Source organism: Bartonella sp. AU55XJBT (assembly GCF_028618525.1).
The window spans coordinates 60,175-84,477 of sequence record NZ_JAQITC010000011.1 but is presented as its reverse complement, the minus strand read 5'-3'; the positions used below and the strand labels follow the sequence as shown (position 1 = coordinate 84,477).

At 40.7% G+C, this 24,303-nt stretch carries 27 protein-coding genes, 1 tRNA gene, 1 other RNA gene and 2 pseudogenes; 13 read left to right on the top strand and 18 right to left on the bottom strand.

Annotated elements, in window-relative coordinates; translation table 11 throughout:
* Positions 1-482: 482 nt before the first annotated feature.
* The 4 genes from yacG to PVV70_RS07085 form a co-directional block, all read right to left on the bottom strand.
* Entirely contained in the window at positions 483-827 is a 345-nt protein-coding gene (yacG, locus tag PVV70_RS07100; protein WP_273758567.1) for a DNA gyrase inhibitor YacG, read from the bottom strand.
* A gap of 21 nt (positions 828-848) precedes the next feature.
* On the bottom strand, positions 849-1,598 hold the full coding sequence (locus PVV70_RS07095) for a Maf family nucleotide pyrophosphatase (protein WP_273758566.1): 750 nt from the start codon (positions 1,596-1,598) through the stop codon (positions 849-851).
* Between the two features lie 241 nt (positions 1,599-1,839).
* A complete protein-coding gene (gene infA, locus PVV70_RS07090) occupies positions 1,840-2,058 on the bottom strand; it encodes a translation initiation factor IF-1 (protein WP_004857577.1) in 219 nt (72 codons plus the stop codon).
* A 754-nt stretch (positions 2,059-2,812) separates the two neighbouring features.
* On the bottom strand, positions 2,813-3,004 hold the full coding sequence (locus PVV70_RS07085) for a hypothetical protein (protein ID WP_273758565.1): 192 nt from the start codon (positions 3,002-3,004) through the stop codon (positions 2,813-2,815).
* A 245-nt stretch (positions 3,005-3,249) separates the two neighbouring features.
* Between PVV70_RS07085 and PVV70_RS07080 the strand changes: the two are divergent.
* Together PVV70_RS07080 and PVV70_RS07075 are read left to right on the top strand one after the other, a co-directional pair.
* Positions 3,250-3,623, top strand: a pseudogene (locus tag PVV70_RS07080) (helix-turn-helix domain-containing protein).
* 429 nt (positions 3,624-4,052) lie between these two features.
* Positions 4,053-4,442 (top strand): helix-turn-helix domain-containing protein, encoded by a 390-nt coding sequence (locus tag PVV70_RS07075; protein ID WP_273758564.1) that lies wholly within the window; start codon positions 4,053-4,055, stop codon positions 4,440-4,442.
* Positions 4,443-5,870: 1,428 nt separating this feature from the next.
* Here PVV70_RS07075 and PVV70_RS07070 read toward each other — a convergent pair.
* The 3 genes from PVV70_RS07070 to PVV70_RS07060 all read right to left on the bottom strand — a co-directional run bounded on the left by PVV70_RS07070 (position 5,871) and on the right by PVV70_RS07060 (position 7,376).
* Positions 5,871-6,446 (bottom strand): disulfide bond formation protein B, encoded by a 576-nt coding sequence (locus tag PVV70_RS07070; RefSeq protein ID WP_005774736.1) that lies wholly within the window; start codon positions 6,444-6,446, stop codon positions 5,871-5,873.
* A gap of 10 nt (positions 6,447-6,456) precedes the next feature.
* Positions 6,457-6,609 (bottom strand): DUF5993 family protein, encoded by a 153-nt coding sequence (locus PVV70_RS07065; protein ID WP_005774735.1) that lies wholly within the window; start codon positions 6,607-6,609, stop codon positions 6,457-6,459.
* A 512-nt stretch (positions 6,610-7,121) separates the two neighbouring features.
* The gene (locus tag PVV70_RS07060) at positions 7,122-7,376 is read right to left on the bottom strand and encodes a hypothetical protein (protein ID WP_273758563.1); all 255 of its coding nucleotides are present in this window, start codon (positions 7,374-7,376) and stop codon (positions 7,122-7,124) included.
* A gap of 82 nt (positions 7,377-7,458) precedes the next feature.
* On the opposite strand from PVV70_RS07060, the gene purE reads away from it, so the two are divergent.
* From purE to PVV70_RS07040, 4 genes are all read left to right on the top strand, one after another.
* Complete coding sequence (gene purE, locus PVV70_RS07055) at positions 7,459-7,956, top strand: 5-(carboxyamino)imidazole ribonucleotide mutase (RefSeq protein ID WP_273758562.1); 498 nt, start codon at positions 7,459-7,461, stop codon at positions 7,954-7,956.
* A gap of 1 nt (position 7,957) precedes the next feature.
* The gene (locus PVV70_RS07050) at positions 7,958-9,103 is read left to right on the top strand and encodes a 5-(carboxyamino)imidazole ribonucleotide synthase (RefSeq protein ID WP_273758561.1); all 1,146 of its coding nucleotides are present in this window, start codon (positions 7,958-7,960) and stop codon (positions 9,101-9,103) included.
* Positions 9,104-9,730: 627 nt separating this feature from the next.
* Complete coding sequence (gene ykgO / locus PVV70_RS07045; protein WP_004863016.1) at positions 9,731-9,856, top strand: type B 50S ribosomal protein L36; 126 nt, start codon at positions 9,731-9,733, stop codon at positions 9,854-9,856.
* Positions 9,857-10,002: 146 nt separating this feature from the next.
* A complete protein-coding gene (locus PVV70_RS07040; RefSeq protein ID WP_273758560.1) occupies positions 10,003-10,788 on the top strand; it encodes a tetratricopeptide repeat protein in 786 nt (261 codons plus the stop codon).
* A 5-nt stretch (positions 10,789-10,793) separates the two neighbouring features.
* On the opposite strand, the gene PVV70_RS07035 is transcribed toward PVV70_RS07040, so the two are convergent.
* Positions 10,794-10,925, bottom strand: coding sequence for a hypothetical protein (locus PVV70_RS07035; RefSeq protein WP_273758559.1), 132 nt, complete (start codon positions 10,923-10,925; stop codon positions 10,794-10,796).
* 520 nt (positions 10,926-11,445) lie between these two features.
* Here PVV70_RS07035 and ssrS point away from each other — a divergent pair.
* Positions 11,446-11,606: non-coding RNA, 6S RNA (gene ssrS / locus PVV70_RS07030), on the top strand.
* Positions 11,607-11,746: 140 nt separating this feature from the next.
* On the opposite strand, the gene PVV70_RS07025 is transcribed toward ssrS, so the two are convergent.
* Positions 11,747-11,983, bottom strand: coding sequence for a hypothetical protein (locus PVV70_RS07025; RefSeq protein ID WP_273758558.1), 237 nt, complete (start codon positions 11,981-11,983; stop codon positions 11,747-11,749).
* Here PVV70_RS07025 and PVV70_RS07020 point away from each other — a divergent pair.
* From PVV70_RS07020 to PVV70_RS07000, 5 genes and pseudogenes are all read left to right on the top strand, one after another.
* Complete coding sequence (locus PVV70_RS07020; protein WP_273758557.1) at positions 11,977-12,582, top strand: 5-formyltetrahydrofolate cyclo-ligase; 606 nt, start codon at positions 11,977-11,979, stop codon at positions 12,580-12,582. The two genes, PVV70_RS07025 and PVV70_RS07020, sit on opposite strands and share 7 nt — an antisense overlap.
* 18 nt (positions 12,583-12,600) lie before the next feature.
* Complete coding sequence (locus tag PVV70_RS07015; protein WP_273758556.1) at positions 12,601-13,422, top strand: TIGR00282 family metallophosphoesterase; 822 nt, start codon at positions 12,601-12,603, stop codon at positions 13,420-13,422.
* Between the two features lie 378 nt (positions 13,423-13,800).
* The gene (locus PVV70_RS07010) at positions 13,801-15,000 is read left to right on the top strand and encodes a multidrug effflux MFS transporter (RefSeq protein ID WP_273758555.1); all 1,200 of its coding nucleotides are present in this window, start codon (positions 13,801-13,803) and stop codon (positions 14,998-15,000) included.
* Positions 15,001-15,150: 150 nt separating this feature from the next.
* A pseudogene (locus PVV70_RS07005) lies at positions 15,151-15,360 on the top strand (alpha/beta hydrolase); the annotation flags it as partial.
* Positions 15,357-17,531, top strand: a complete 2,175-nt coding sequence (locus tag PVV70_RS07000) for an isocitrate/isopropylmalate dehydrogenase family protein (protein WP_273758554.1) — start codon at positions 15,357-15,359, stop codon at positions 17,529-17,531. The pseudogene PVV70_RS07005 and the gene PVV70_RS07000, both read left to right, overlap by 4 nt.
* A gap of 633 nt (positions 17,532-18,164) precedes the next feature.
* Here PVV70_RS07000 and PVV70_RS06995 read toward each other — a convergent pair.
* From PVV70_RS06995 to PVV70_RS06980, 4 genes are all read right to left on the bottom strand, one after another.
* Positions 18,165-18,518, bottom strand: coding sequence for a helix-turn-helix transcriptional regulator (locus tag PVV70_RS06995; protein WP_273758553.1), 354 nt, complete (start codon positions 18,516-18,518; stop codon positions 18,165-18,167).
* 279 nt (positions 18,519-18,797) lie between these two features.
* Positions 18,798-19,091, bottom strand: coding sequence for a hypothetical protein (locus PVV70_RS06990; protein ID WP_273758552.1), 294 nt, complete (start codon positions 19,089-19,091; stop codon positions 18,798-18,800).
* Positions 19,088-20,383, bottom strand: coding sequence for a UDP-N-acetylglucosamine 1-carboxyvinyltransferase (gene murA, locus PVV70_RS06985; protein ID WP_273758551.1), 1,296 nt, complete (start codon positions 20,381-20,383; stop codon positions 19,088-19,090). The genes PVV70_RS06990 and murA overlap by 4 nt, the downstream gene beginning before the upstream one ends.
* A gap of 166 nt (positions 20,384-20,549) precedes the next feature.
* Complete coding sequence (locus PVV70_RS06980) at positions 20,550-20,702, bottom strand: hypothetical protein (RefSeq protein WP_273758550.1); 153 nt, start codon at positions 20,700-20,702, stop codon at positions 20,550-20,552.
* A 195-nt stretch (positions 20,703-20,897) separates the two neighbouring features.
* Between PVV70_RS06980 and PVV70_RS06975 the strand changes: the two genes are divergently transcribed.
* Positions 20,898-20,972 (top strand) — tRNA-Thr (locus PVV70_RS06975).
* 376 nt (positions 20,973-21,348) lie between these two features.
* On the opposite strand, the gene PVV70_RS06970 is transcribed toward PVV70_RS06975, so the two are convergent.
* From PVV70_RS06970 to PVV70_RS06950, 5 genes are all read right to left on the bottom strand, one after another.
* Positions 21,349-22,116, bottom strand: coding sequence for a lambda exonuclease family protein (locus tag PVV70_RS06970; protein ID WP_273758549.1), 768 nt, complete (start codon positions 22,114-22,116; stop codon positions 21,349-21,351).
* 604 nt (positions 22,117-22,720) lie between these two features.
* The gene (locus tag PVV70_RS06965) at positions 22,721-22,921 is read right to left on the bottom strand and encodes a hypothetical protein (protein WP_273758548.1); all 201 of its coding nucleotides are present in this window, start codon (positions 22,919-22,921) and stop codon (positions 22,721-22,723) included.
* 43 nt (positions 22,922-22,964) lie between these two features.
* Positions 22,965-23,153: a hypothetical protein gene (locus PVV70_RS06960; RefSeq protein ID WP_273758547.1), complete on the bottom strand. Its 189-nt coding sequence runs from the start codon at positions 23,151-23,153 to the stop codon at positions 22,965-22,967.
* A 2-nt stretch (positions 23,154-23,155) separates the two neighbouring features.
* Positions 23,156-23,545 carry a hypothetical protein gene (locus tag PVV70_RS06955; protein WP_273758546.1) on the bottom strand — a complete coding sequence of 130 codons (390 nt, stop codon included), beginning with the start codon at positions 23,543-23,545 and terminating at the stop codon, positions 23,156-23,158.
* A gap of 313 nt (positions 23,546-23,858) precedes the next feature.
* Complete coding sequence (locus tag PVV70_RS06950; RefSeq protein WP_273758545.1) at positions 23,859-24,176, bottom strand: helix-turn-helix transcriptional regulator; 318 nt, start codon at positions 24,174-24,176, stop codon at positions 23,859-23,861.
* Between the last annotated feature and the right edge of the window lie 127 nt (positions 24,177-24,303).

The window sequence follows — 24,303 nt, the reverse complement described above, 5'->3', positions numbered from 1 at the left end:
TTTTACTAAGCGACATATTAACTCCTCCTTTTTAAATTTAACAATTAAAATATTTCATGGGAGCATTTATTTTATACAACTGTCAAGCTAAAATTTATACTCTATTAAAAAATAGTTTTCACTTTTGTGTATCATAATTATTGTCATTTTTCTCATTTAACTCTCGGAACTGAAATATTGATCTATCACCTCAAAAGATGTGGATTCCTAACAGTACTAGTCTTATAAACAGTCCAACTTCTTTCGGCGGATTCCTATTATTGTCTACTTATGCGATTCACTTGCATAAAACTCCCCTCCCCCAACATCTCTTTCAACTCATGCCTTTTCACCAACCCTTCCCCTCTCAACTCAAATGTCCAGAGTTTTTCTGCCCCCCAAGTTTTCCTTAGAAAGCTCAGCACCGCTGAGATACTGCACCCCTATCCCCCAAGCCTTACCTGACTACACAAAACGCACGCAATCTCTACCCTCTAGCCCCTTTATTCTTCTTCATCACTAATCTGTGGAGGTGGCGGGAGGATATAAGCCCCCGAAAGCCAACGATTAAGATCAATGGCGCGGCATCGGGGTGAGCAAAAAGGATAAGCAGATTTTTGAGACATTTGACCACAAATAGGACAAGGATGCACAGGACGAGTGTCTTTTGGCAAAGGGGGTTCTTGTTGCTCAGAGCGTTCTTTTGGACTATGCAGCTTCCTTTGACTTTGAGACGTTTGTGTTCTTTCCTCTTTCATTAAATTTTCTTCTGTTTTTATTTTTTCATTTTCGCTTTGCACTTTTTGCTGCTCTTTTTGGCACTCTTTTTGCTGCCTTTCACCCTGCATAGCTCTTACCTTCAAATTTCTCTACGGCATCTCTTCAGTCCACTGAGCATAAAGTGGATAGTGATAAGCAGTCAAGAGATCGGCTGTTTCCGCCAAAGGCAATCCCACGACATTCGAATAAGAGCCTGCGATATAGACCACAAAAGCCCCTGCTTTTCCTTGGATAGCATAGCCACCCGCTTTCCCTTGCCATTCTCCAGAAGCAAGGTAAGCCTTCATCATAGGAGAGGTTAAGCGTCTAAAACGGACACGGCTTTCAACCAATTTTACGGTTATTTTTCCCTGTTCATTCAAAGCACAAATGGCGCCATAAACCTTGTGCGCCCTTCCAGAAAGGAAACGTAAACATTCATAAGCCTCATCCTCCCCTTCTGGTTTGGGAAGAATGGTACGCCCCACCGCCACCACCGTATCAGCTGCCAAGATAATCGTTTTCTGCCCAGATAATTTTTTTTGGACGTTCTGCGATTTTTCTTGAGGGTTTTGATTTTCTTGGGATTTTTGAGCGTACCAGCGCAAGTTCTTTTGCGCTTTGAGTGCTTTTTCTTTTGCCAAACGTTTGGCAAGATTTGCGGGATGTTCTTTTAATTTTGGCGTTTCATCAATATCGCTTGCATAAACCTGTTGGGGCTCAATGCCCATTTGCGCTAAAAGCATTAAACGCCGTGGCGAAGCAGAGGCAAGCACCAAATGAATTTCTTCTCCCAAATGCATTTTCCCCCCAAGAGTTTGTGCCCAACGTTTTTCCCTCCACTTTTTTATAATTTTCATTTCCACCCCTTCAACAATCGGCTTATCTTTTACCCCATTTTAAGCGCCATTAATCCCCTTATTCTTTCTGTACACTGCCCCTACTTCTTTTTGTATACTTTCCGCACCGGCCTTTACACCTTTTCAAGGTCACTTTAAACATTCGCCTTTTCTCACGCAGAGAAAACCCCTTCAAGGTCTGTTAAAAATAACAGAAAGAATATTATGACTTTTACAAAAAAGCGCGGGGCCATCCATGAGATTACTTATAACGGTATGTAATGCGTCCTTTTGTTAAATCATAAGGGGTCATTTCCACCATGATTTTATCACCGGCTAACACGCGAATGCGATTTTTTCGCATTCTTCCAGCGGTATGAGCAATAATTTCATGATCATTTTCCAGTTTCACACGAAACATCGCATTCGGTAAGAGTTCGGTAACGATACCCGAAAATTCTAAAACTTCTTCTTTTGACATAAACAATCATTTCCTTATACAATGCGCATATTTTGTTAAGCTGTGCGTTATTTTCCAGCGTTCATACCCTATTTTCTCAAATTTGTGAATAAAAATTCCACAAAAAGGGAAAGGTTTTTCCAGTTTTCTCTTTTCTGTTCTCAAAAAACCTCACCCTCTATTTTGAGCATTCCAATTTCGTTCCCTCAAATTTTACCTGCCAATTTTTTTCAATTTTTAGGATGATTTTGGTTTAAGCATGACAAGAAATGATACCCATCTCCAAACTTTTCTCTCCCTATCTCTTACCCCTCTCCCTTCCATCCTCTCACCCCCCCCTCCACACACTTACCTCTCCATCCCATCTTGCCCCTCCACACACAAGAGGCTCTCCTCCAGTCACATCTCACTTTTCACCCCAGCTTTCCCCCATTCACAAACTCTTCACCCCAATTTGCTCACTCCATTCCACGCCACAGCAAAAGCCCAAACCACACCAAAGCCTCCACAAAGCATTCATCCTCCACGGCTTAAACGACCCTTCCCTTTTTACAGATACACGTTTTTACATTTTACCATTTTTAAAGAAATCTGTAGACTAAACTGCCGAAAAAAGCCTATTGACTTGCCTCCCACAAGACAAAACTTCCCCCCCACTGAAAAAACAAAAGTTTACAAAAGACCAACCAGCCTCTCGTCCCCACACGCTCTGTCAAATCGCCCCTTCAAAAACATGGAACAGACAAGACCAAACAAGCCTCATCCCCCATGCTAATCACTTCATGTGGTCCAGATCACTCCCCCTCAACGAGAACACTTCATAAAACACGCCTTGCTCTATCCCGACCTGTCCCGAATGCTTCTCTTCACCACTGCGTAAAGAGTTTGTTTTTAGGATATAAGAGAATAATTCTTGAGCTCCAAAAAATATTCTCATTTTCCCAATATTTTTCATTTTTCTTGCCAATCTTTTGAAACTCCTTTATTACTTAAGAGATATTTTGATCGTCCATGCACCGATCAAGAGGGAACTAAAAGCCCTAAATCCGAGCGTATAATTGAGCCCACTCTTGTGGGTGTCTTGGGATTCCGGGAGGTTTTCACTGTCCAGGTGCTCGACCGCACTAAAAGCAAAAAAGCTGACTCGGATTCAGTACTTTTAGACTCTCGGAATACCAATGCGAGGGCGCTCGCAACTGAAGGGGGCTTAACATGCAAACCCAAAATTCACAGTTTCAAACCAAAAATCCACATTTTATTGACATTTCAATCGGCAAAAGAATTCGTCAAAGACGCATAGCCATGGGGCTTTCTCAAAAGACATTAGGAAGCTTTTAGGGGTGAGTTTCCAACAAATTCAAAAATATGAAAAAGGTTTAAACCGTGTAAGCGCAAGCTGTTTACTAGAAATCGCTACACAACTACAAGTTCCAATAAGCTTTTTTTATGCGGATATTGTAACAAAAGACCATCATGCACACGATGATCAATATACCTATAGCGCAAAAGAACCCGCTCTTTTAAAAAGTTTCAGAGAGCTTACCCGCAAAAAACAGCAGGCAATTTTTTGGCTCATTTCTGATTAGACAAAAGCGCACAGAAACATTCTTCGCTCATACTATGCTTTTCAGTAAAATTATATCACACATCAAAGGATGAAATTTCATCAGACTTGAGCAAACTATCCCGAATATTCCTGCTCTTTTTCCCTTCTGAAATAACATTGCTTTACGACCATAACAAATAAAAAATGTTTTGATTGTTCTTGCTAATCTTCTAAGATTATTTTATCAATGGAGTGTTTTTGGTCGCTTACGCAACGATCAATAGGGATTTGAAAACCCCGAAGACTTGACACATAAATTTATCCCGCTTTGCGGGTATCCCGGGATTCCGGGAGTTTTTGCTATGTCCAGGTGCTTAACAGCACTAAAAGCAAAAAAGCTGAGTCAAGTCAGTGTTTTCAGCTCCCGGAATACCAATGCGAGGGCGCTCGCAACTGGAGGGGGCTTAACATGCAAACCCAAAATTCACAGTTTCAAACCAAAAATCCACATTTTATTGATATTTCAATCGGCAAAAGAATTCGTCAAAGACGCATAGCCATGGGGCTTTCTCAAAAGACATTAGGAAGCTTTTTAGGGGTGAGTTTCCAACAAATTCAAAAATATGAAAAAGGTTTAAACCGTGTAAGCGCTAAATGTTTACTAGAAATCGCTACACAACTACAAGTTCCGATAAGCTTTTTTTATGCGGATATTGTAACAGCGGATATTGTAACAAAAGACCATCATGCACACGATGATCAATATACCTATAGCGCAAAAGAACACGCTCTTTTAAAAAATTTCAGAGAGCTTCCCCGCAAAAAACAGCAGGCAATTTTTTGGCTCATTTCTGATTAGACAAAAGCGCACAGAAACATTCTTCGCTCATACTATGCTTTTCAGTAAAATTTATGCACCTCTCAAAGAGAGTGTTTCATAAGACACGACAGGTAACGCCACTCTAAAATATTCTTAATTTCTACGCACTTTCAAAAAAGTTTCCAACCATCATTTCTCCACAAAGCACCAAATAATCCCGCTTCTTGCCCCTCCACTCACAAGAGGCTCTCCTCCAGTCACATCTCACTTTTCACCCCAGCTTTCCCCCATTCACAAACTCTTCACCCCAATTTGCTCACTCCATTTCACGCCACAGCAAAAGCCCAAACCACACCAAAGCCTCCACAAAGCATCAATCCTCCTCTCTTTTTTGCGTATTTCTGTTTTCACGCTTTTACAGATTTACAGAAATATCTGTACAAAATGATGATACGACCACGTTTTTTTTAATGCCTTTAAAATCCCAGTCCCATTTTCACCTGAATCCCCCCACTTTAATTTTCATCCCCCCACTTTAATTTCCATCCCCCACTTTAATTTCCATCCCCCACTTTAATTTCCATCCCCCACTTTAATTTCCATCATAGAGATAAACCGGTTTATTATTTTATTGACCAGCATAAAATTTCGCGCTCCCATTTTGGTGATCAAAAAGGGACATAAAAAGTATTTTTACAATTTTTTAGAGAATCTTGCCCCACAAACAATGCTTTTTTTATAATGAACAAAGATCTATTGAATGACTTCACCCTCAGAAAGTGAGACATGAGCAAACTTTTTTGATTTTCGCCTTCAACATTCACAACGATAAATTGTTTTTCTACGTCAATATTTTTTCGTAAGGAGAATCATCATCAAAACACTTATGCTTTTCCAAAACAAAGGCTTCACAGAAAAAACATTGAAAAAGCAGATTTAAAAAAAAAAGGTTCGTCTCTCATAAACAAACCTCAGAGAAAATTATTGGGATAATTTTCAAAATTTTAAACTACCCCCTCTAAAAGTATCTAAAATACTTCAGAAGCACCAAAATGAATACAAAGAATTATCTAGCACAGAGCGAAAAAAAATCAAGAACAAAAAATTTTTATCGTTAATGAACCCTTAACAAACGAGGTTTCCTATTCCCCACCGTTCGACAATCCAACGGCTCAAGACAAGTCCCCTCGAACAAATCCTCCAACACCGCTCAACAATAACGCGTTTTTTTTAAAATTCACCCCCAAAAAGACGACAAACCAAGTCTTTTTTAAAAGATCAATCGCCAATAGACATAAAAGCCAATCTCTTCAATAAAAGATTCCTTTGAGAAGAACAAAAATCTTGATGAACACCGCCTCAGTACACTTGATGAACACCGCCCGAGTAAAAAAGAAGCGGATTTTTCAACATCTCCGCCTCTTTAACCGTAAAATTATGATGAGGAATAATTAAAAAAATTCAAGACTATGAAGGGAACCAATTCGACAACAATTCATACCTTACGGGGTCATCGGCGCATTGTCCGCCACCACATTCCAATATGGTTGAAATCAAATTTGCCGCGATTAAAAATACAAATAAGAAACTTGCTGTTTTGCTTAAGATTGGAAAAGAAGAAAACTCTTTAAACTTATGTGCCAATTCGCCTAAAATCATGACGAATGCCACAGCAAAGATACAAAGGACAGAAATAATGAAAGCCCAAGTATAAAAATGCAATCCAAAGAACGTTGAACCATATCCCAGATCATCAGGTGTGATATGCAAAAATACCTGCCGAGCAGCAACAGCACTGGTGACCATACAACCGATAATAACCATGCCATAATGGGTATTTTTCACCCTATGGTGAATATTGAGCAAGAACCCACATCCAGCCAGCATCAATCCAACGCGTTGCAGCAAACAAAGGGGACAAGGTAACTCAAATTTTACCAATTGATAATAAAAAGCGACCACCAAGACAATGGACAATCCAATTAGTCCTAGTGTATTCATAAAAATGACGAAATGAGGATTTTTTTGTTCAACATTTTCCATGGCTATTCTCTCAAAAAGATAAATTCAAAGTAGAAGTTGCGTGATGATTAAAGGTTAAAAGAATAACAACGAACAAAATAGCCCACAAAACATAACTTATATTTTTTTTGCCATACACCGTTGTTATTGCAGTGCCTAAAGCGATTAAAAATGGAAAAAACATAACTTTTAAATCTCCTTTCTTAATATCCGGTGTTTAATTGTTCTTTCTTATTATGAGGGTTCAACATATTAAAAAATTGGGCAAAAAAGAGACCATGGATTTATTATTCACAATTCATCCTTCACTTTATATTGTTGTTATATTTATGGTCTTATCGTTACATTTATATGCAGAAATATATGCAGAAATGATGAAAGAGATAATCGCCTCAAAACGCCTTTGAACAGAAGCATTAAAGCGTTGATTATTAGCATTCTTTGATCTCAACAATTATTGAAAGAGTTTCTTTCCCCCCATACCTAAACATCAAAATAAAAAGCCTTTAAAAGACACGATATCCCTCTGTTTATTTTTCTGGAAAATGTCCTTATTTACAACGCATTTTTGCCATAAAAATCTCTTTTTATCATAAATAGTGTTTCAAATTGCACCATTAATTGCACCATATTGTACAGTATATGGGAACGGTCTTTGTTTTAGCAACAAAAAAAGAGACATTTTCTAAAAACCTTTTAATCTTCAAGGACTTTTCCAGAATATATTTCCAGCATGTATTTTTTTCTTTTTACTTCAAAGTACATTTTCTTAGCATTCTTAAAGTAAAAGACACTCTTGCTGTTTAACCCCTCCCCCTCCAACATATTGAACAGCAAAAAGCTCAAAGGACAGTGTTTTATGAGCTTCAAGAGGGTATTTTTGAACTTCTGTATTTGCCCTTTAAATTTTGACCTTTCACTCTTACTTAAAAAAAACTGTTTCTCTGCCATCAATTGGCTTTGCAAAGAGATTATAAAACTCTTAAAAAGCGAATGATAAAGAATCGCCTTGAATCTTTGAAAAGGATAGAGAATGATGAAGAAATCATGTGATGTCGGGATTTTAATGGGGAGCCAATCGGATTGGCAAACGATGTGCCATAGTGCCGATATTTTGACGGCTCTTGGTATTTCTCATAGTTTGCATATTGTCTCAGCCCACCGCACTCCTGAACGTCTTTATCAATTTGCCAAAGAAGCAAAATCGGCAGGTTTTAAAGTTTTAATTGCCGGAGCTGGGGGTGCGGCGCATCTTCCTGGTATGCTCGCAGCACTTACGCCGCTTCCTGTTTTTGGCGTTCCAGTGCACTCACACTCTCTTTCTGGTCAAGACTCTTTGCTTTCAATCGTGCAAATGCCAGCAGGCATACCGGTTGGCACACTAGCCATTGGCAAAGCCGGAGCAATTAATGCGGCCCTTTTAGCCGCCGCTGTCATGGCGGTTTATGATCCTGATCTTGCCCAACGCTTAGAAGATTGGCGTGAGCAACAAACCGCCAATGTCGCGCTAACGCCTGTAACAGAGGTTTAAAATGACACCCTCCAACGCCACACCCTCCAACGCCACCCCCTCCGGCACGCCGGCCTCTTCCAACATGCTTCCTCCAGGCAGTGTCATTGGTTTAATCGGCGGTGGACAATTAGCACGCATGCTCGCCATAGCGTCCGCAGAATTAGGATTTCGAACGGTTATTTTTTGCCCTGAATCTGATTGCCCAGCCGCTCAAACAGCCAATAAGCATATTGTTTCCTCCTATGATGATACATCAGCCTTAGATGAATTGATTGCGCAGTGTGATGTTATCAGTTATGAATTTGAAAATCTTTCGCTTGAAACGATTCAATATGTAGAGGAAAGCAAACCTGTTTATCCTTCTTCCAACGCATTAGAGATCGCGCAAGATCGACTTTTTGAGAAACAATTTTTACGGGATCAAGGGATCAGCACCGCCTCATGGCATGCTGTTGACGATTCTTCTTCTCTTATTTCTGCTGTTGATGCCTTAGGTGGTCGTGGTCTTTTAAAGACACGTCGTTTTGGTTATGATGGAAAAAATCAGATCAAGCTTGATCGTCCCGATGAACAAACTTGTCAAGAAGCCTTAAAAACTTTTCAAGGACAGCCTTGTATTTTAGAAGAGATCGTTCCTTTTTTATCGGAAATTTCGGTTCTCTCGGCGCGGACAAAAGAAGGGGCACATATTTTTTATGATTGTCCTGAAAACCAACATCAAAACGGCATTCTTCATAAGTCGTTTGTTCCCTCTCATATTCCCCTTGAAGTGCAAAACGCCGCGCAAGATATCAGCATGACAGTGATGAATGCTCTTAATTATGTAGGTGTTCTTTGCATTGAATTTTTTGTCTTAACGGATGGTCGTCTTTTAGTAAATGAATTAGCCCCGCGTGTGCATAATTCTGGTCATTGGACGCAAAAAGCCTGCATCACCTCACAATTTGAGCAGCATATCCGTGCGATTTGTGGTCTTCCCTTAGGCAGCCCCTATCGCCATAGTGATTGCCAAATGACCAATCTTCTTGGGAATAATTTGAACACTTTAAAATATTTTCTCACACAAGAGCGCACTTCGATCCATTTATATGGCAAACGCACAGCCCAACCCTATCGCAAAATGGGCCATGTCATTCAATTAACGGGACCAGCGAGCAAATCTTAACCTCCCTATACAAACGTTTTTTCCCATTTTCCCCGAATGAACTGAAAGCACAAACACCTGCGCACACACCGCTATCCAACGGCTCAAGCAACGCCCTCTGAATCCCTCACTCCCCTTCCACTCTCCCTAACAAGGTTTCACACGCTCCTTATAAGCCCTACCCTTTTAACACCCCCCGCTCTCAAAAGACAAAATCCCAAACCGCTCAACAATCCAACGGCTCAAGCAACGTCCCGAACTCTCCAACGGCCCCTGACAGAGCTTATTTTCTCACAACTGAGAAGCTTTGAGCTTATTTTCACGCCTTATCCGTCTTTTGCTCAAATATTTTGTCTTTTAAAGCAACCATCCCCCCTCTTTTTGTCGCAGAGAGACCCTTGACAAGAGTAAGTCTTCTTGTTAGATTTCCTATCACTTTTTTTGCAATTTTCACTTACTCGTTGTGCTAATGAAGTGTGTTGATGCGTACCTTAAGGGTGCGTTTTTATTTTTGTGATCACAGTGAAAAAGTGTATGGTGTTATATTATGATGCAATGATACAATCATAAGGTGGTATTCGTATGCCGTATATTGTTTTATTGTTGTTATAATATTGTGTTATGTAAACTGTTTAAACGGTGAATAGGATGAAAATTAAAAATTCGCTTAAAGCACTCAAGGAGCGCCATCGGAACAATCGTTTGGTGCGCCGTAAGGGGCGTGTTTATATCCTCAATAAAACGAACCCACGTTTTAGAGCACGTCAGGGCTAATTTCTTTCAGAATAAATATTTTTATGCCTACTTTATTGTAGGCATTAAAAAGTTTTTCTTGAGATTTTTTGGGAGATATAAATCTGTTGGTTACGAGTCCACTGTTTGATCATATTTGGTGATTTATCTTTTGAGGGCTTGTTTTTATGGATTTTTCTATTTTAAAAGCTTTTCGATTTTTTCTGCTGCATTTTTTTTGTCTTTTTCAGCGCGCTTTTTTTCTTTCTTTTATGGGGATTTTTTGTTTTCTTTCTTCTGGCTACGGACAGAATCCTCCTTCACTTCCTGAAGATCGTCCTTCTCCACAATCGCTCTTACCCTTAGATGATCTCATCCCCAATTCTCCTCCTCCCTCTTCTGCAACGTCTTCTGATTCTGATTCATCGGCGATGATTCTTGAAGATTTCGACTCAGAGCAGCTTTCCTCTGTTGACAAAGTTAAGCAACACAAAGAGGCAGAAATTTTACGTTTATTGAAAGAATTAAAATATTGTGCTGATGTTGCGAAAGCAAAAAAGATCAGTCAACAACTTCAACTTTTATGGTCCCAATCGGGGAGTGAGACGATTGATCTTTTAATGTCATGGGCAGAAAATGCGATCAATAATGATGATTATGGGCTTGCGCTTGATTATATTGATAATATTCTTGCGCTTTTACCAACTCACGCTGAAGCTTGGATAAGACGTGCTTGGATTCACATTCAACTGAGTGATTTCAAACTTGCCATGCTTGATCTGAACCATGCTCTTGAACTTGAACCGCGTAACTACATTGCCTTTTTTGAACTTGGGGTTACCATGGAAGCGACAGAGCGTCCACAACTTGCTCTTAAAGCTTATGAAACGGCATTAAGCATTTACCCACAAATGCAAAGGATTCAAAAGCGCATTGAAGCTCTCTTAGACGAACAATCACCGCAAGCTCTTTGAACGGATCATACTGAAACAAAACCCTTTAAGTCTATTTCAAGTTTGCATAAAACGCGCAACCCATCCCAAGCTGAATAAATACGCCCTTCTCCCTCCAACGCCACACCCTCCAACGCCACACCCTCCCAACGCCGCACCCTCCGGCACTATGCCATTGGCAATGTTTTTTTTACAATCTTAGAAAATGATAAAAACGAAAGGCATCCCCTGCGTGCTCTCATAATTGATAAAACAGCCTTAAAATACACTTCATAAGGCAAAAAACGTCAAAGGCGATCTAGTTCAGTCCAAGAGCATCCTTGAAGAAAAAAATATTTCCCTTCAAGCTTTGCCGGCAAACATTTCCATAAAACATTAAAATAAAGCCTTGCCTAGAAAGCGCCAATCAAGCTTTCCCCCAAAAAAGCAATCAAACCTTGCCCAAAAAGCAAAGTGCCAATCAAACATCACCAATGAAAAAAGTTGTTTCATTCCCCTTCTCCCATCCAGTGTTTTTTTGATTTTTATACTTTGAATAAGCCATCCATCCATCCCACATTACTTTCCAGCCATTACCAGCAAGGGTGTAAAAAAACGCTTGTAAAACTTTAAAAAAATAAAACATTTGCGGTTATTTTATCTCTAGCAGAAGCTGTGAAATTGTTTTATATTAAGGAGGGTGTTCTGCGCTTCTCGACAGGAAATAACGTATTCCTGAGACCTTAGTGATCTCCAAGGGAGCTGTCCCTGATGAAGCCCGTGGGCTTTTTCATATGGCGCCCACCTATTTGTATAGGTTCCCGGGGTCGACTTTTTCCATCGGCTGTTGTGGATCACCCCTTTTTTTGCATCACTTTTCCCCCTAAAACTTTTTTCCCTACATTTTTCCCCCAAAATTGTTCATGCCCTTTTCTATGAGCCTCCCTTTTGTGTGAAGCTTTCTGTTCTATGAGCCCCTCTTTTCTATACAGCAAGAGGCTTAAGCGATCAAAATGACGATAAGCTTTAGCATCATGAGATTTGCAACAGCTCCTTCATCGCTTTGCGCGAGAGCAGCACAAGAATGGTGTATCGCGTCGTAATGCTTTTTAGCAAGAAGAGCGCGCCCTGTTTTCCCGTACACGGCTCTTATTCTGAGCAGCGGGTTTACAAAATAGCAAGCATGGCTACAATGGCTAAAATACCAACCGCTAAACAAGTGACGAGACAATGACAAAAGTTCCCCTCTGTGAAACAGCTTCATCGCTTCGCGCGTGCGCACGCAAGAGTGGTTTATCGCGTCGTGATGCCCTTTCAACAGAAGAGCGCGCCCTGTTTTCACAGCATGCTTGTTGCCACTTTCTTGAATATCTTGAAAAAAAAGGAACAGATTTTTCAGGTCTCATTTTAGCAGGCTATTTGCCCATTAAATCGGAAATTGACCCGCGTCCTCTTCTTGATGCGATAGCCTCACGCGGAGGGCGTTTAGCCTTACCCGCAGTACTTGATTCCACCACCATGATTTTTCGAGCATTTTCACCACACACGCGACTTAAACCCATGCGTTTTGGCACCTTAGGTCCCAGTGCAGACAACGCCACGGTTATCCCCAATAATATTCTTGTTCCACTTTCTGCGTTTGATCATCACTGTCACCGTCTTGGCTATGGAGGCGGCTATTATGACCGCGCAGTTGAAACCCTTAAAAAACAAGGACATCAAATGGCATTATGGGGCATAGGCTTTTCGTGTCAGGAGGTTACCTCTATTCCGGCAGCCGAACATGATTTACAGCTTCAAGGAATTTTTACAGAAAAAGGTTTCTTAAAATGTTAAAATGTGATTAAAGCGCCTATGCGGTTTTTATTTTTGGGTGACATTGTCGGTAACACAGGCTGTCAGGTTGTTTTTGAGCATCTTCCTCAACTGATTGAGAAATGGCAGCTTGATTTTGTTGTGGTCAATGGAGAAAATGCCTCTGATGGTTTTGGTCTTACCCAAGAGACATATCAAGATCTTTTAATGGCGGGTGCTGATGTTGTGACCACGGGCAACCATGCTTTTTCCCACAAAGAAGCGTTACAGTATGCGCATGAGAGTGATCGTTTTTTACGTCCTGCCAATTTCTCGAAAGAGACTCCCGGCAAAGGAGCAGGTGTTTTTACGGCTAAAAATGGTGCGCGTGTTCTTGTTGCCAATCTATTGGGTCGTGTTTTTATGCCGAACAAAGTTGAAGATCCCTTTGAGATAGCGGAAAATATTCTGCTTGCCTGTTCGTTAATGGAGCAAACCGATGCGATTATTTTTGATTTTCACGCGGAAACGACGAGTGAGAAACAATGTTTTGGGCATTTTCTAGATGGTCGTGTCAGTGTTATCGTTGGCACACATACGCATATTCCCACCGCTGATGCGCAGATTTTAGAAGGTGGCAGTGCGTATTTAACAGATGCCGGCATGTGTGGTGATTACAACTCCTCCCTTGGCATGGATAAAGAAGAACCGTTACACCGTTTTCTTTACCAAACGAAGCAAGATCGTTTTGAACCGGCCCGTGGTCCCGCCACCCTTTGTGGTTTTGCGGTTGAGATTTCCGACCGCACTGGGTTAGCAGAAAAAGTCTCAGCGGTGCGCATTGGTCCGCATTTAAAGCCTGAAGTTCCAGATTTTTGGTAGGCAAGCGCCCCTTCCTTCAAGCCACTGCCCCTTTCTTTAAACCGCGCGCCCTCTAAGCCTCTCCAACTTTAGCCCCGCGCCCCCTCTTTAGCCGCACCTTTTGATGGATCATGCACCATGCGTCCCTTTTGAAAACTCAGAAAAAGGCGATTCTGCACCTCCCCATCAATTAAGAGATCTCTCAATTATTTTCACGTATTTTTATGTATTTTCACGTATTTTTATGAGCGGACATTTATTGACATGAGTAAAGGACAATAACATATAAAAGTGATCACTTTTCCTGTGGGTAAAGATAAAGGATGATACAATATCACTATATTTATAAGTATAAATTGTGCTTACTTTAAAAATATTAATTTTGAAAAGTATTTGTTTGTGGACAATAAGCCTTCTTTATTATTTATAATTTCTATTGTATGTTTATCCATCGGTGGTTTAATCTCTACGGATATTTTTCTCCCCGCTCTTGGAGATATGCGTCAATATTACCAAGTGAGTGAATCTGAGATTCAGAGTGCGGTGGCCATTTTTTTACTTGCTTTAGCTGTTGGACAACTGATTTATGGACCACTCAGCGATAATTTTGGACGCAAAAAGACACTTTTGTTTGGCTTATTTTTGTGGTTTTTTACCACATTGAGTATAATTTACACCGTTCATATTCAAACTTTTTTTGCACTGCGTTTTTTACAGGGTCTTGGCGCCTGTTCTGGGATCGTTTTAAGTCGCGCTATTATAAATGATTTAATGGATAAAAAGTCCGCAGGAAGGCTTTATTTGGTTATTTTTCCTTTTGTTGGAACATCACCGGCGCTTGCCCCATTGATTGGGGGGGTGTTATTGCAAGTTTTTAATTGGCAAGCTACTTTTATCTTTTTAAGCCTTTTTATCCTTTCCACTATTTGTTTGTGTTATTTTGTCCTCACAGAGACTTTACCTCCTAACAAACGTCACTCTTTCACGGCTGTGGGGATCATTAAGGGCAGTTTAGAAGTCCTTAGAAATAAGCAATTTATTTTTTACGCATTGATCCCATGTTTTGCCTATGCAACCTATTTTGCTTACATTGTTGAGTCGCCTTTTTTTCTTACAGCTTTGGGCTTACCTAGTAACGATATTGGATATAGTTACATTGGTGTTTCTTTGACTTATGTTTTAGGCAACTTGGTTGCACGAAGATTTTTGAAGCAAGAATCTATGGAACGGACCATTCGACGTGGATATCTTATTTTTGTCTTGGGAGGGATATTATTTGCTCTCCAAATCTATGTGAGTCCGTGGCCCCTTGTCACAAGTGTGAGTGCCATTTCGCTTCTAACTTTTGGCAATGGCTTTTTGTTACCATTAGGTACAGCGTTAGCAATTTCCTCACATCCGCAAGCAGCTGGAGCAGCATCTGGTGTGATGGGCTCTTTACAATTAGGAAGTGCAGCATTAAGCGCGGCAATTATTGGAAAGATATCCGGCCATAATCCTCAAGCTTTTGCCCTTTTATTGGCAATATGCAGTCTTGTAGGTTTTGTCATTTATATTCTAAAAGCCAATTATTTTATCACCATAAATCAAGTCAAATAACCGAATTGGGGGGGGAACTATGCTTAAAAATCTTGATGTCACTTTGCGTGATGGAGGATATCGGAATCAATTTTCTTTTTCTCTAGATTACATCGTTGAACATTAAAAATCTAACAGCTGCTCAAATTGAATATATTGAGATCGGTTACCGTGGATGCTAGAGATGAGATTATAAAATATACTGGAAATTTTTTAGCTTTAGTGGGGGAAAAGTCACAACTTGCAACGGTTAATAATCAAACGAAAAGTCATTATATAAATCATGAATATAAGATTATCTCTGGGGCTGGTATGCGTTTGTGGGAGGATAATCCTGTTATGACGAATGCAATCATTGATGAATGGATTGATAGATTATGAAAAAGAAAGTTCTTGTATTACCTGGTGATGGCGTAGGAACAGAGGTCTGTGATGCAGCGCTAATGGTTTTGGAGTCATTTCAATTGCCGATTGAATTCACTTATGGTGATATTGGTTGGGAATGCTGGAAAAAGGAAGGAGATCCTGTTCCTCACGCGACTTGGCAAAAAATAGCTGAAAGTGACGCTGTTTTACTTGGAGCTGTGACCAGTAAAGGAAAAGAAGCGGCTTTAAAAGAACTTGCACCGCATTTAAGAGAGAAAAACCTTAGCTATACTTCTCCTGTTATTCAGCTTCGCCAAAAGTTAGGTCTGTTTGCCAATATACGCCCTATAAGATACATCCTTGGCCCCAAAAAACCTTTTCAGTTTTGTGTTATTAGAGAGAATAGTGAAGGTCTCTATGCGGGTTTAGATTTTCGGGGTATCACACCTGAAACATCCGCTTGGTTAAAACATTCCAATTTAGAAAAATATGGTCTTGAAGAAGCAGCATGGACAGTTCGTTTGCAAACACGCTTTGGTTTAGAGCGGTTATTTGAATACGCTTTTTCTTATGCACGGACACAAGGATTTGGACGGGTTACTTTTGCTGATAAGCCCAATGTGATGCGAGAAAGTGGACAATTTGCTCAAGAAATTTTTGAAAAAATCGCGCAAAACTATCCAGAAATTGAAGCAGATATTCATAATGTTGATGCGGTTGCTTTGTGGATTACAACAAAGCCAGAGCAATTTGGTGTGATTGTTGCTGAAAACATGTTTGGCGATATTCTCTCTGATCTTGCCGCCGGCGTTATGGGTGGATTGGGCCTCGCGCCTAGTGCAAATGTGGGGAGCGAGATTGCTTATTTTGAACCTGTTCATGGAAGCGCCCCACGCATTGCTGGGCAGAACAAGGCCAATCCTTCTGCGATGTTTTATACTGTGTCTTTACTCTTAGAACATTTAGGCTTTTACGAGGAAGCAAAACAATTATCTCAAAGTGTCGATCAAGTTATTCGTGCTGGAAAAACTGTACCTTATGATCTAGGAGGGAGTGCCTCTACACGTCAAATGGCTGAAACTGTTAGCAATTGTCTTACAAATCCTATCTCTTCATATCGTGCAGCCATTATTACTGTAGGTGATGAACTTCTTTCAGGTCAATATTTGAATACGAATTTACAAGATTTAAGCCAAAGCTTGGAAAAAAGAAATATTCAAGTCACGCGTCATTTTGTTTGTGCGGATCAATTACAGCAAATCAGTGAGACGATTGTCTCTTGTCTTGGACAAGAAGATTTGATTATTATCAGTGGAGGCTTGGGACCGACCTCTGATGATAAGACACGGGATAGCGTTGCTCAAGCGGTTAGGCAACCTTTGGTGCATCATGAAGATGTTTGGCACACAGTAAAAGATCAATTAGAGCGGTTAGGAATTGCACCGGATAAGAATAATGCGCGTCAAGCCTTGTTTCCGGAAACAGCAACAGTGCTTGACAATCCTACCGGCACCGCGCCAGGATTTTATCTTTCTTGTGATGGTAGCGCCCTTGTTGTTTTGCCTGGTCCCCCCTCCCAAGCTCTTGCCCTTTTAGAAAATTATTTACAGCAAAATGAGAAGAAATATTCTTCACCATCGCGTGCAGAATATGCTTGGACTTTGATTGGAATTGATGAAAGCACCCTTGCGCATTGGGTTGATCGTCATTTTGCACATGCACCCTTTGAACGCCATTTTTTATGGAAAAGCCCCTATGTTTTGGTGCAATTGGTTGGTCAATCATCCACTCCCTTGGCACAATCTTTAATCGAAGAATTTGAACATCATTTTCGCTCCCATTTGGTAGGCAGAGAAGTGACCACAGCGTGTCAACAACTCGCAAAATACGCACAGGTACATTGGTTGATCGATGATCCCCATCTTTTAAAATATTTTCAGACGCCAGAAAAAAATCCCCAAAATATTCCGCAGATTGAGGTTGCAGTGCGCCTCTCCCCTTCCATTGAAACATTAGAAAAGCAGCCAGAAAGCCTTGGACATGCGACAATAACAGTACAGATGAAAGGTTATGACGATGATCATCTGACGTTCCCCTATACACGACCGCTTTTAGGTGTTGTCTTACAAGAATATGCCGCTTGGTCGGTTTTAAAAAGAGTTTTGCGAAGGGAAAACAGCCAATGAGCCAATCACACTGTTGAAACATTGAAAAAACGCTTGAAGAGAACGCGCCTTCGAATACAGAAACCACGACGAGAGTGCCCTTTGTTTGATGAAATAATGCGTTTTCCTCTCACCCAAAGCGCTTTATCTCAAACCGCCTTTAAGAATAAAGGATAAGAACTTTATGATTTTTTAAATGAAGAGGAAGAGATTTTCTTGGGATATTTCTGCGAGGAAAAGGTCAACACCCGCCACCACAGCATTCCCTTCCTTTAGAAAAAACTATCGAATAATTTATTATGGAGAAAAAAGACTCTTTAAATTTTTTTACACTCATGAGAAATCAACCAGAAGGCTGTTTTCTAGCTTTCACGTGTCATTTTTCTGCCCCATTGCGGAACACCTTCTTCATGCGTATTCTGGGAGTCTGAAAACACTGAATCCGAGTCAGCTTTTTTGCTTTTAGTGTGTGGACACACCTGGACATGGCAAAAACTCCCGGAATCCCGTGTTCCTTATAAAGTAGGCTCATATCTCAGTTTGGATTTTCAGGCTTTGGATTCCCCCCATAAAACCGTATCGTACAACGAAAAATATTTGCTTGTTCATAAAGTAATTTCAGGAAATTTACAATAAAATTTAAAGGAATGTTTTTCATCTCTCAGCAATCAAACACAAAATTGCTTTTTTTTGCTTAGGTTTAAGCTCTCTGAAGCTTTTCAAAAGGACATGCTCTTCTTTATTAGCAATTTCATCATAGGATATATTTTTTTCTTTTGTTGAAATATCGGCATAAAAAAAGAAAATAGAGATATCTAGGATATCAGCAATTTCTTGTAGACGCCCTGCACCAACGCGATTGATGCCTTTTTCATATTTTTGGATTTGTTGAAAGGTTACCCCTAAACGATGCCCTAATTCTTTTTGAGAAATTTTCAACATCTCTCTTCTCAAACGAATTCTTTTGCCTATCAAAATATCGTTAGAATGTGGATTTTTCGCTTTCACTTCAGGTTCCCCCTCCGGTTGCGAGCGCCCTCGCATTGGTATTCCGGGAGTCTAAAAGTACTGAGTTTGGATCAGCTTTTTTGCTTTTAGTGTGTGGACACACCTGGACATGGCAAAAACTCCCGGAATCCCGGGACATCCACAAGAGCGGATTCATTTTTATGTACCAAACTTTAGGGCTTTTAGTTCCCTCTTGATCGCTGCGTATACGACCAAAGTTACCTTTTAAGGTATAAAGGAATTGAAAAAAATTTACAATAAAATTTAAAGGAATGTTTTTCATCTCTCAGCAATCAAACACAAAATTGCTTTCTGTTTTTTGGATTTCGCTTCATGTGAATTCCTTGAGGCTCTCATGTGAATCTCAAGCCCTGTTTTTTGCAGCACCTTCAGCACTGTTGTCAGATGATGAGGGTTGGCATTTTTCAAAAAAGACATCTCCCGCCATTGCCCCTCCTCTGTTCTACAGGGGGTTTTGCCATCACCGCCTCTAACAATACACCCCAAAACATACCTTAATGCATCGCCACCACCCCCCGTACGAGATTGGGCGTGTTCTTGGGATAAGATCACGCCGTTATCCGTTGAATTTTAGCACCACATCGGGCTAATTTTTCTTCCAATCTCTCAAAGCCACGATCAAGATGATAAACACGGTTAACGATTGTTTCGCCCTTTGCAGCCAAAGCCGCAATCACCAGAGAGACAGAAGCCCGCAAATCGGTTGCCATCACAGGAGCGCCTTGCAACTTCTCTTTTCCATAGACAGTTGCCGTCTCACCATCGAGTTTTATCTCTGCCCCTAACCGGTTGAGTTCTTGAACATGCATAAAACGATTTTCAAAAATCGTCTCCGTAATATGGGAAATGCCTAAGCCCCGTGTCATCAGCGCCATAAACTGCGCTTGAAGATCGGTTGGGAAAGCAGGGTATGGTCCTGTTGTAATATCAACGGGCATAATTTTTGTGTTTTTTGGATTTCGCTTTACGTGAATACCTTGAGGTTCTATTTGAATCTCAAGCCCTGTTTTTTGCAAAACCTTCAGCACTATTGTCAGATGGTTAGGGTTGGCATTTTTCAGAAAGACATCTCCCCCTGCCATCGCCACAGCCATTGCATATGTCCCCGCCTCAATTCGATCCGCAATGACGCGTATTCTTGTTCCTTTGAGTTTTTTCACCCCTTCAATGGTAAGCGTCGTTGTACCTTCACCCGTTATTTGAGCCCCCATGGCATTCAAGGTTCGAATAAGATTTGTAACTTCTGGTTCACACGCCGCATTCTCAAGAGTGGTTGTTCCCTTTGCCATTGTCGCTGCCATCAACAGTACATGCGTTCCTCCGACAGTGACTTTAGGGAAACGGTAATGCGCCCCTTTTAATCCCTTTGGTGCTTTTGCATGAACATATCCATTTTCAATGGCAATATGAGCACCTAAGCTTTTCAGCCCCTCAAGAATAAAATCCACAGGTCTTGTACCGATAGCACATCCTCCAGGAAGCGAAACATAAGCCTCCAAGCATCGCGCAAGCAGTGGTCCAATAACCCAAAAGCTTGCCCGCATTTTTCTCACCAATTCGTAAGACGCCCGTGTTGTGGCTATTTTTTGCGCGCTAAAATGAATGGTTCTTGAATTGGTCCCATCATCATTAAGCTCTTGTCCATCAACGGCATAGCCCACACCATGATTATTGAGAATACGAATAAGCAACTCAACATCAGCAAGATGCGGAATATTTTCTAGCGTAAGCGTTTCTTCTGTCAACAGTGACGCAATCATAAGAGGCAAAGCAGCATTTTTTGCCCCCGAAATCGGAATGGTCCCTTTAAGTTCTACCCCACCAACAATTTGAATAGCATCCATCGTGTTTTCCCTCTTTTCCTTTACGCCATCCCTTCCAAAGGTTTTTCTCCTTTTGAAAAGTTATGCTTTATTGATCGTTTTTTTAAAAACGCATTCTAATTATGAGAACAAATGATTGAGACATTTGGTTGCAAAGATGCCCTAAAAAAAACATTTTTTTTGCATTTTAGCGCTCTTCCTGCGCTCTTTTTCGACTTTGCTCTTTTCGCCGTTTCAGGTTTTGACGCAATTGTTGCGCCAATCTTTCTTGGCGTCGTTTTGCTTTTTCCTCTTGATGATTGATTCCATCGTGCTTATGTTTTTGATGCATCTGTGTCATTGCGCAACCTTTTAAACAGTGTTGAGCTTCTATCCAATCAACTCACGGCTTTTTAAAATATATTATTTAAAATATATTAAGAGTATAAGAACACTCTTGTCATGACATAAGATACGTTTTCTTGCAAGAATATACAAATGTTCTCTTGCCTATTTTCTGACAATATGGCACAAGACAGCGCAACGATTGAAAACGGCTGCGGTAGCTCAGTGGTAGAGCACTCCCTTGGTAAGGGAGAGGTCGAGAGTTCAATCCTCTCTCGCAGCACCATTTTTTTCTCTTTTTTCCTCTCTCTTCTTCTCTCTATAAGCCTTCCCTTATCGGCTCAAAAATCCCCATCAACACAGCTCTCCACAATAAACGAAACGAAAACACAACAGCACCCTTTCTCCCCCCTAGTGAAACAACACCTATCCCACCAATTATCCGTCAACTTAACCCGCCATGAAGGGACCTCTCACTGCCCCTCAAACATGCAACACAAAAGCAGACAAAACCGCCCCCATCTCCTCTTTCACTTCCCCAACATCTTCCCTCAAATGCTTCTCCCTCCCCTACGACCTTAACTTCCCCCCAACAAAACGGCCCCCACTTCCCCAAGCAACACTTCTCACGCTAAATCTCTGATGCCCACGCCCCCTTAAAACTAATCTTTTGATAGAACTTTTCCCCTCATCAACGCTGTACAAGATCCCTTTCTTCCCCGCCTTACTCTTGTTTTTCCTCTCAACAGACGCTTTGTCTTCAACTTTTTACCTTCCCCCTCTTTCAAAGCACTATCTGTTCTTATTCCAAAGCCTGTCTCAAAACGCTTAATGTGCTGGACCATCTTTTCCAAAGCTTCATTAAAACGATGAATTTCATTTTCAAGCTTTCTAATATAGGCTTCATCACGATAAGCGCGTTTAATCAAAGGAGGCATATCTGGCCAATAGAGCATCAAATCCACCCATTCGCGTTGAGAAATCCATAAACCTCCTTGACATTGAGCTTTATGTTCTGCTGGAAAATTTTTTTGCGCAAAATGAGGAATTAAAATTTCAGGTTTTTTTGTTTTAATTTCCAACAATCCATTTTCCCCCACAAAAGCATCCGGAGAAAATCCTTTTCTGCGATCATCAGCTAAAACAAAGCCAATACATTCCGGTTCTGTCTGTGTCAATTTTCCATAAAGCTGTCGTGCGCTTGGTTCTAATTCTGTTCCACGTCGCTGAGAAAGTGTTGTCCCTTCCTCCACGGTTTTTCCGGTAATTCTTTCTCCTGCCAATTTCATCATGACACTATGATAGCGTGATGTTTTTTGCCCCTGTTTTTTTTCTGCCATGACCATTTCAAACAAAGAAGCTGTAATCAAACCATTACGCGCTTTTTGCCATTCCTCTGTTCCCTGAACACAATCGATAATAATTGGCATGTTTTCCCCCTTTATCTGGCTCTTTTTTTAACACTATATCCTCTTTGCAAGATCCTCTTTGAAACATCACACTTTACCCCCCCACGCACAACATCCTCTTGTGCCAATAAAAACACCATAGACGCCTCCTCCCTCCAAAAAAACAGCCCCCCAACAATTCTTCCCCCCAAACAGCCCCTAGAAATGAACGAAAAAAAAGCACAAAACCCCCTTCCCCCCCCGTGAAACAACACCTACCCCACCAATTATCCGTCAACTTAACCCGCCATGAAGGGACCTTTCACTGCCCCTCAAACATGCAACACAAAAGCAGACAAAACCGCCCCCGTTTCCTCTTTCACTGCCCCAACATCTTCCCTCCAAGCTGCCTCCTTATCCCCCCTTCAAACACCCCCATCATCTTCCCCACGCAATATTTCTCACACTAAGTCTCTGATGCCCACGCCCCCCCTTAAAATTTACCTTTTTATGAAATTTCCCCATCATCAACCTGTACACCACCTCCTCTACCTCTCTCACACTTCACTGTCCAACAGACATTTTACATATCCCGCTAAGCTTTCTGCCTTTTGCGACAGCTTTTCCATTTCTTCATCCCCAAAAATCAATCAACCGCACACCAACCTTTCCCCCTCACGCACCGCGCCCACCCCTTTCCTCTTTTCTCCATACTGGTGCCTCCTATCGACTCTCCCCCCAAAAAAACAACGTCTCCCCCCCCAACAGCCCCTAGAAATGAACGAAAGGAAAACACAAAACCCCCTTCCCCCCGTGAAACAACACTGGAGACCTTTACCTTGCCCATCAATGATTTATCTCATGGGAGGGAAGAGCTTTTTTCCATGCTGCTATTGCACAACAGAAAAATCATGGTAGCAATACTCTTCCGACAAGTTGTTTGCCATATCCTCAGCCGCCTCTTGCGATATGAAAAGAACAGCATGGTGTTTTTGTGGTTCAAGTCTGATTAAATTTTGAGTCTTTCCAGCATAATAAAGTGCAAAGCCTCGATAAGAAGTCTTGAGATAACTTGGCATGATTACCACCAATAATCTGACAAGACATCACAAGGGCGTAAACGATGCTGTTTTTCATAAGAACCATAGAGATTATCTTCATAATCGCGTGCCACTCTTTCATCTAAACAAACATGATAGGCTTCACTATTCAAAATGAAGGGCTGCAACTGCGTATTTTCTTCATTCATTTCATAATTTTCGACATAACAATCAGCGATTTGTTCGGTCACGTCTTCAGCATGATTTGTTGTAAGATCAAATCGTAAAACTTTATAAACAGTTTCAGATTCTTCAATGAGTTCGAGTACTTCTTCAATTTCTTCGATAGGTCCTTCATAGCTATCGGGCTTTTCATCTTCACAAAGAATGATAATAATTTCATCCTCTTTAACGAATGGAATATTTTTCATGATTTTCCCCCTTTAGATAGTTGATAAAGCAGAGCTTCATCTTGACAAGATCAAATATAGCGTTAGTCTTATATCCTCTATAGGAGAGATGTCAACCATTTTATCCTTCATAAAAGATATATTTTAAATCTTTGCGGGGCTCAAATGACATATGTCAATAAAAATTTATTGTTCCTTATTCCCCTCATGTTTTTTTGTTGTTCGCTATTTGTTCTCAATTAATTGCAACGATAAACACACAGGAGAGATAAAATGAGTGATATAATATTAATAGAATACTGGAGTCGTCTTGATTCAAAAGCACAAAAAGAACTTATTTTAAAGCTTCGTCAACGGGTCGCCGCAAAAGAGTCAAAATTGCCTTTCTCTCTTCAGGAGACAACTTTGAAATAAGCTCTATAAATTCTTTATCTTCAGGGCTAGCGCCCTTATCGTAAAGAATATAATTCATACTGATATTAATTGCGTGACAAATTCGTGAGAGAGATTCGATTGTTGGTTCCTTTCCTTCAGAAAGGATAGAATGAAGGTAGCCCGCGCCTTTACCGGCAGCGAGAGAAACAGATCTTTTTGAGCGTCCACTTTTTTCCAAAGCGGTTCTTAATCTTTGACGCCAACCATCGATATTCATAATTTCACCATATAGCGCGTCTTTTAAAAAAAACACGTCCTTTTTACAAAATGGGCTTGAAATATCCTCTAAAAAGGATAAAATGAAGGAGAAAAATTTTATTTTTTAAGGGGGAATAAAAAATCAT

Excerpts from the sequence above, each read along its gene's own strand:
- yacG (WP_273758567.1), bottom strand. The coding sequence starts at position 827 with ATGCAGGGTGAAAGGCAGCAAAAAGAGTGCCAAAAAGAGCAGCAAAAA.
- PVV70_RS07095 (WP_273758566.1), bottom strand. The coding sequence starts at position 1,598 with ATGAAAATTATAAAAAAGTGGAGGGAAAAACGTTGGGCACAAACTCTT.
- infA (WP_004857577.1), bottom strand. The coding sequence starts at position 2,058 with ATGTCAAAAGAAGAAGTTTTAGAATTTTCGGGTATCGTTACCGAACTC.
- PVV70_RS07075 (WP_273758564.1), top strand. The coding sequence starts at position 4,053 with ATGCAAACCCAAAATTCACAGTTTCAAACCAAAAATCCACATTTTATT.
- PVV70_RS07070 (WP_005774736.1), bottom strand. The coding sequence starts at position 6,446 with ATGGAAAATGTTGAACAAAAAAATCCTCATTTCGTCATTTTTATGAAT.
- PVV70_RS07065 (WP_005774735.1), bottom strand. The coding sequence starts at position 6,609 with ATGTTTTTTCCATTTTTAATCGCTTTAGGCACTGCAATAACAACGGTG.
- PVV70_RS07060 (WP_273758563.1), bottom strand. The coding sequence starts at position 7,376 with ATGGCAGAGAAACAGTTTTTTTTAAGTAAGAGTGAAAGGTCAAAATTT.
- purE (WP_273758562.1), top strand. The coding sequence starts at position 7,459 with ATGATGAAGAAATCATGTGATGTCGGGATTTTAATGGGGAGCCAATCG.
- PVV70_RS07050 (WP_273758561.1), top strand. The coding sequence starts at position 7,958 with ATGACACCCTCCAACGCCACACCCTCCAACGCCACCCCCTCCGGCACG.
- ykgO (WP_004863016.1), top strand. The coding sequence starts at position 9,731 with ATGAAAATTAAAAATTCGCTTAAAGCACTCAAGGAGCGCCATCGGAAC.
- PVV70_RS07040 (WP_273758560.1), top strand. The coding sequence starts at position 10,003 with ATGGATTTTTCTATTTTAAAAGCTTTTCGATTTTTTCTGCTGCATTTT.
- PVV70_RS07020 (WP_273758557.1), top strand. The coding sequence starts at position 11,977 with ATGACAAAAGTTCCCCTCTGTGAAACAGCTTCATCGCTTCGCGCGTGC.
- PVV70_RS07015 (WP_273758556.1), top strand. The coding sequence starts at position 12,601 with ATGCGGTTTTTATTTTTGGGTGACATTGTCGGTAACACAGGCTGTCAG.
- PVV70_RS07000 (WP_273758554.1), top strand. The coding sequence starts at position 15,357 with ATGAAAAAGAAAGTTCTTGTATTACCTGGTGATGGCGTAGGAACAGAG.
- murA (WP_273758551.1), bottom strand. The coding sequence starts at position 20,383 with ATGGATGCTATTCAAATTGTTGGTGGGGTAGAACTTAAAGGGACCATT.
- PVV70_RS06980 (WP_273758550.1), bottom strand. The coding sequence starts at position 20,702 with ATGACACAGATGCATCAAAAACATAAGCACGATGGAATCAATCATCAA.
- PVV70_RS06970 (WP_273758549.1), bottom strand. The coding sequence starts at position 22,116 with ATGCCAATTATTATCGATTGTGTTCAGGGAACAGAGGAATGGCAAAAA.
- PVV70_RS06965 (WP_273758548.1), bottom strand. The coding sequence starts at position 22,921 with ATGGGCAAGGTAAAGGTCTCCAGTGTTGTTTCACGGGGGGAAGGGGGT.
- PVV70_RS06960 (WP_273758547.1), bottom strand. The coding sequence starts at position 23,153 with ATGCCAAGTTATCTCAAGACTTCTTATCGAGGCTTTGCACTTTATTAT.
- PVV70_RS06955 (WP_273758546.1), bottom strand. The coding sequence starts at position 23,545 with ATGAAAAATATTCCATTCGTTAAAGAGGATGAAATTATTATCATTCTT.
- PVV70_RS06950 (WP_273758545.1), bottom strand. The coding sequence starts at position 24,176 with ATGAATATCGATGGTTGGCGTCAAAGATTAAGAACCGCTTTGGAAAAA.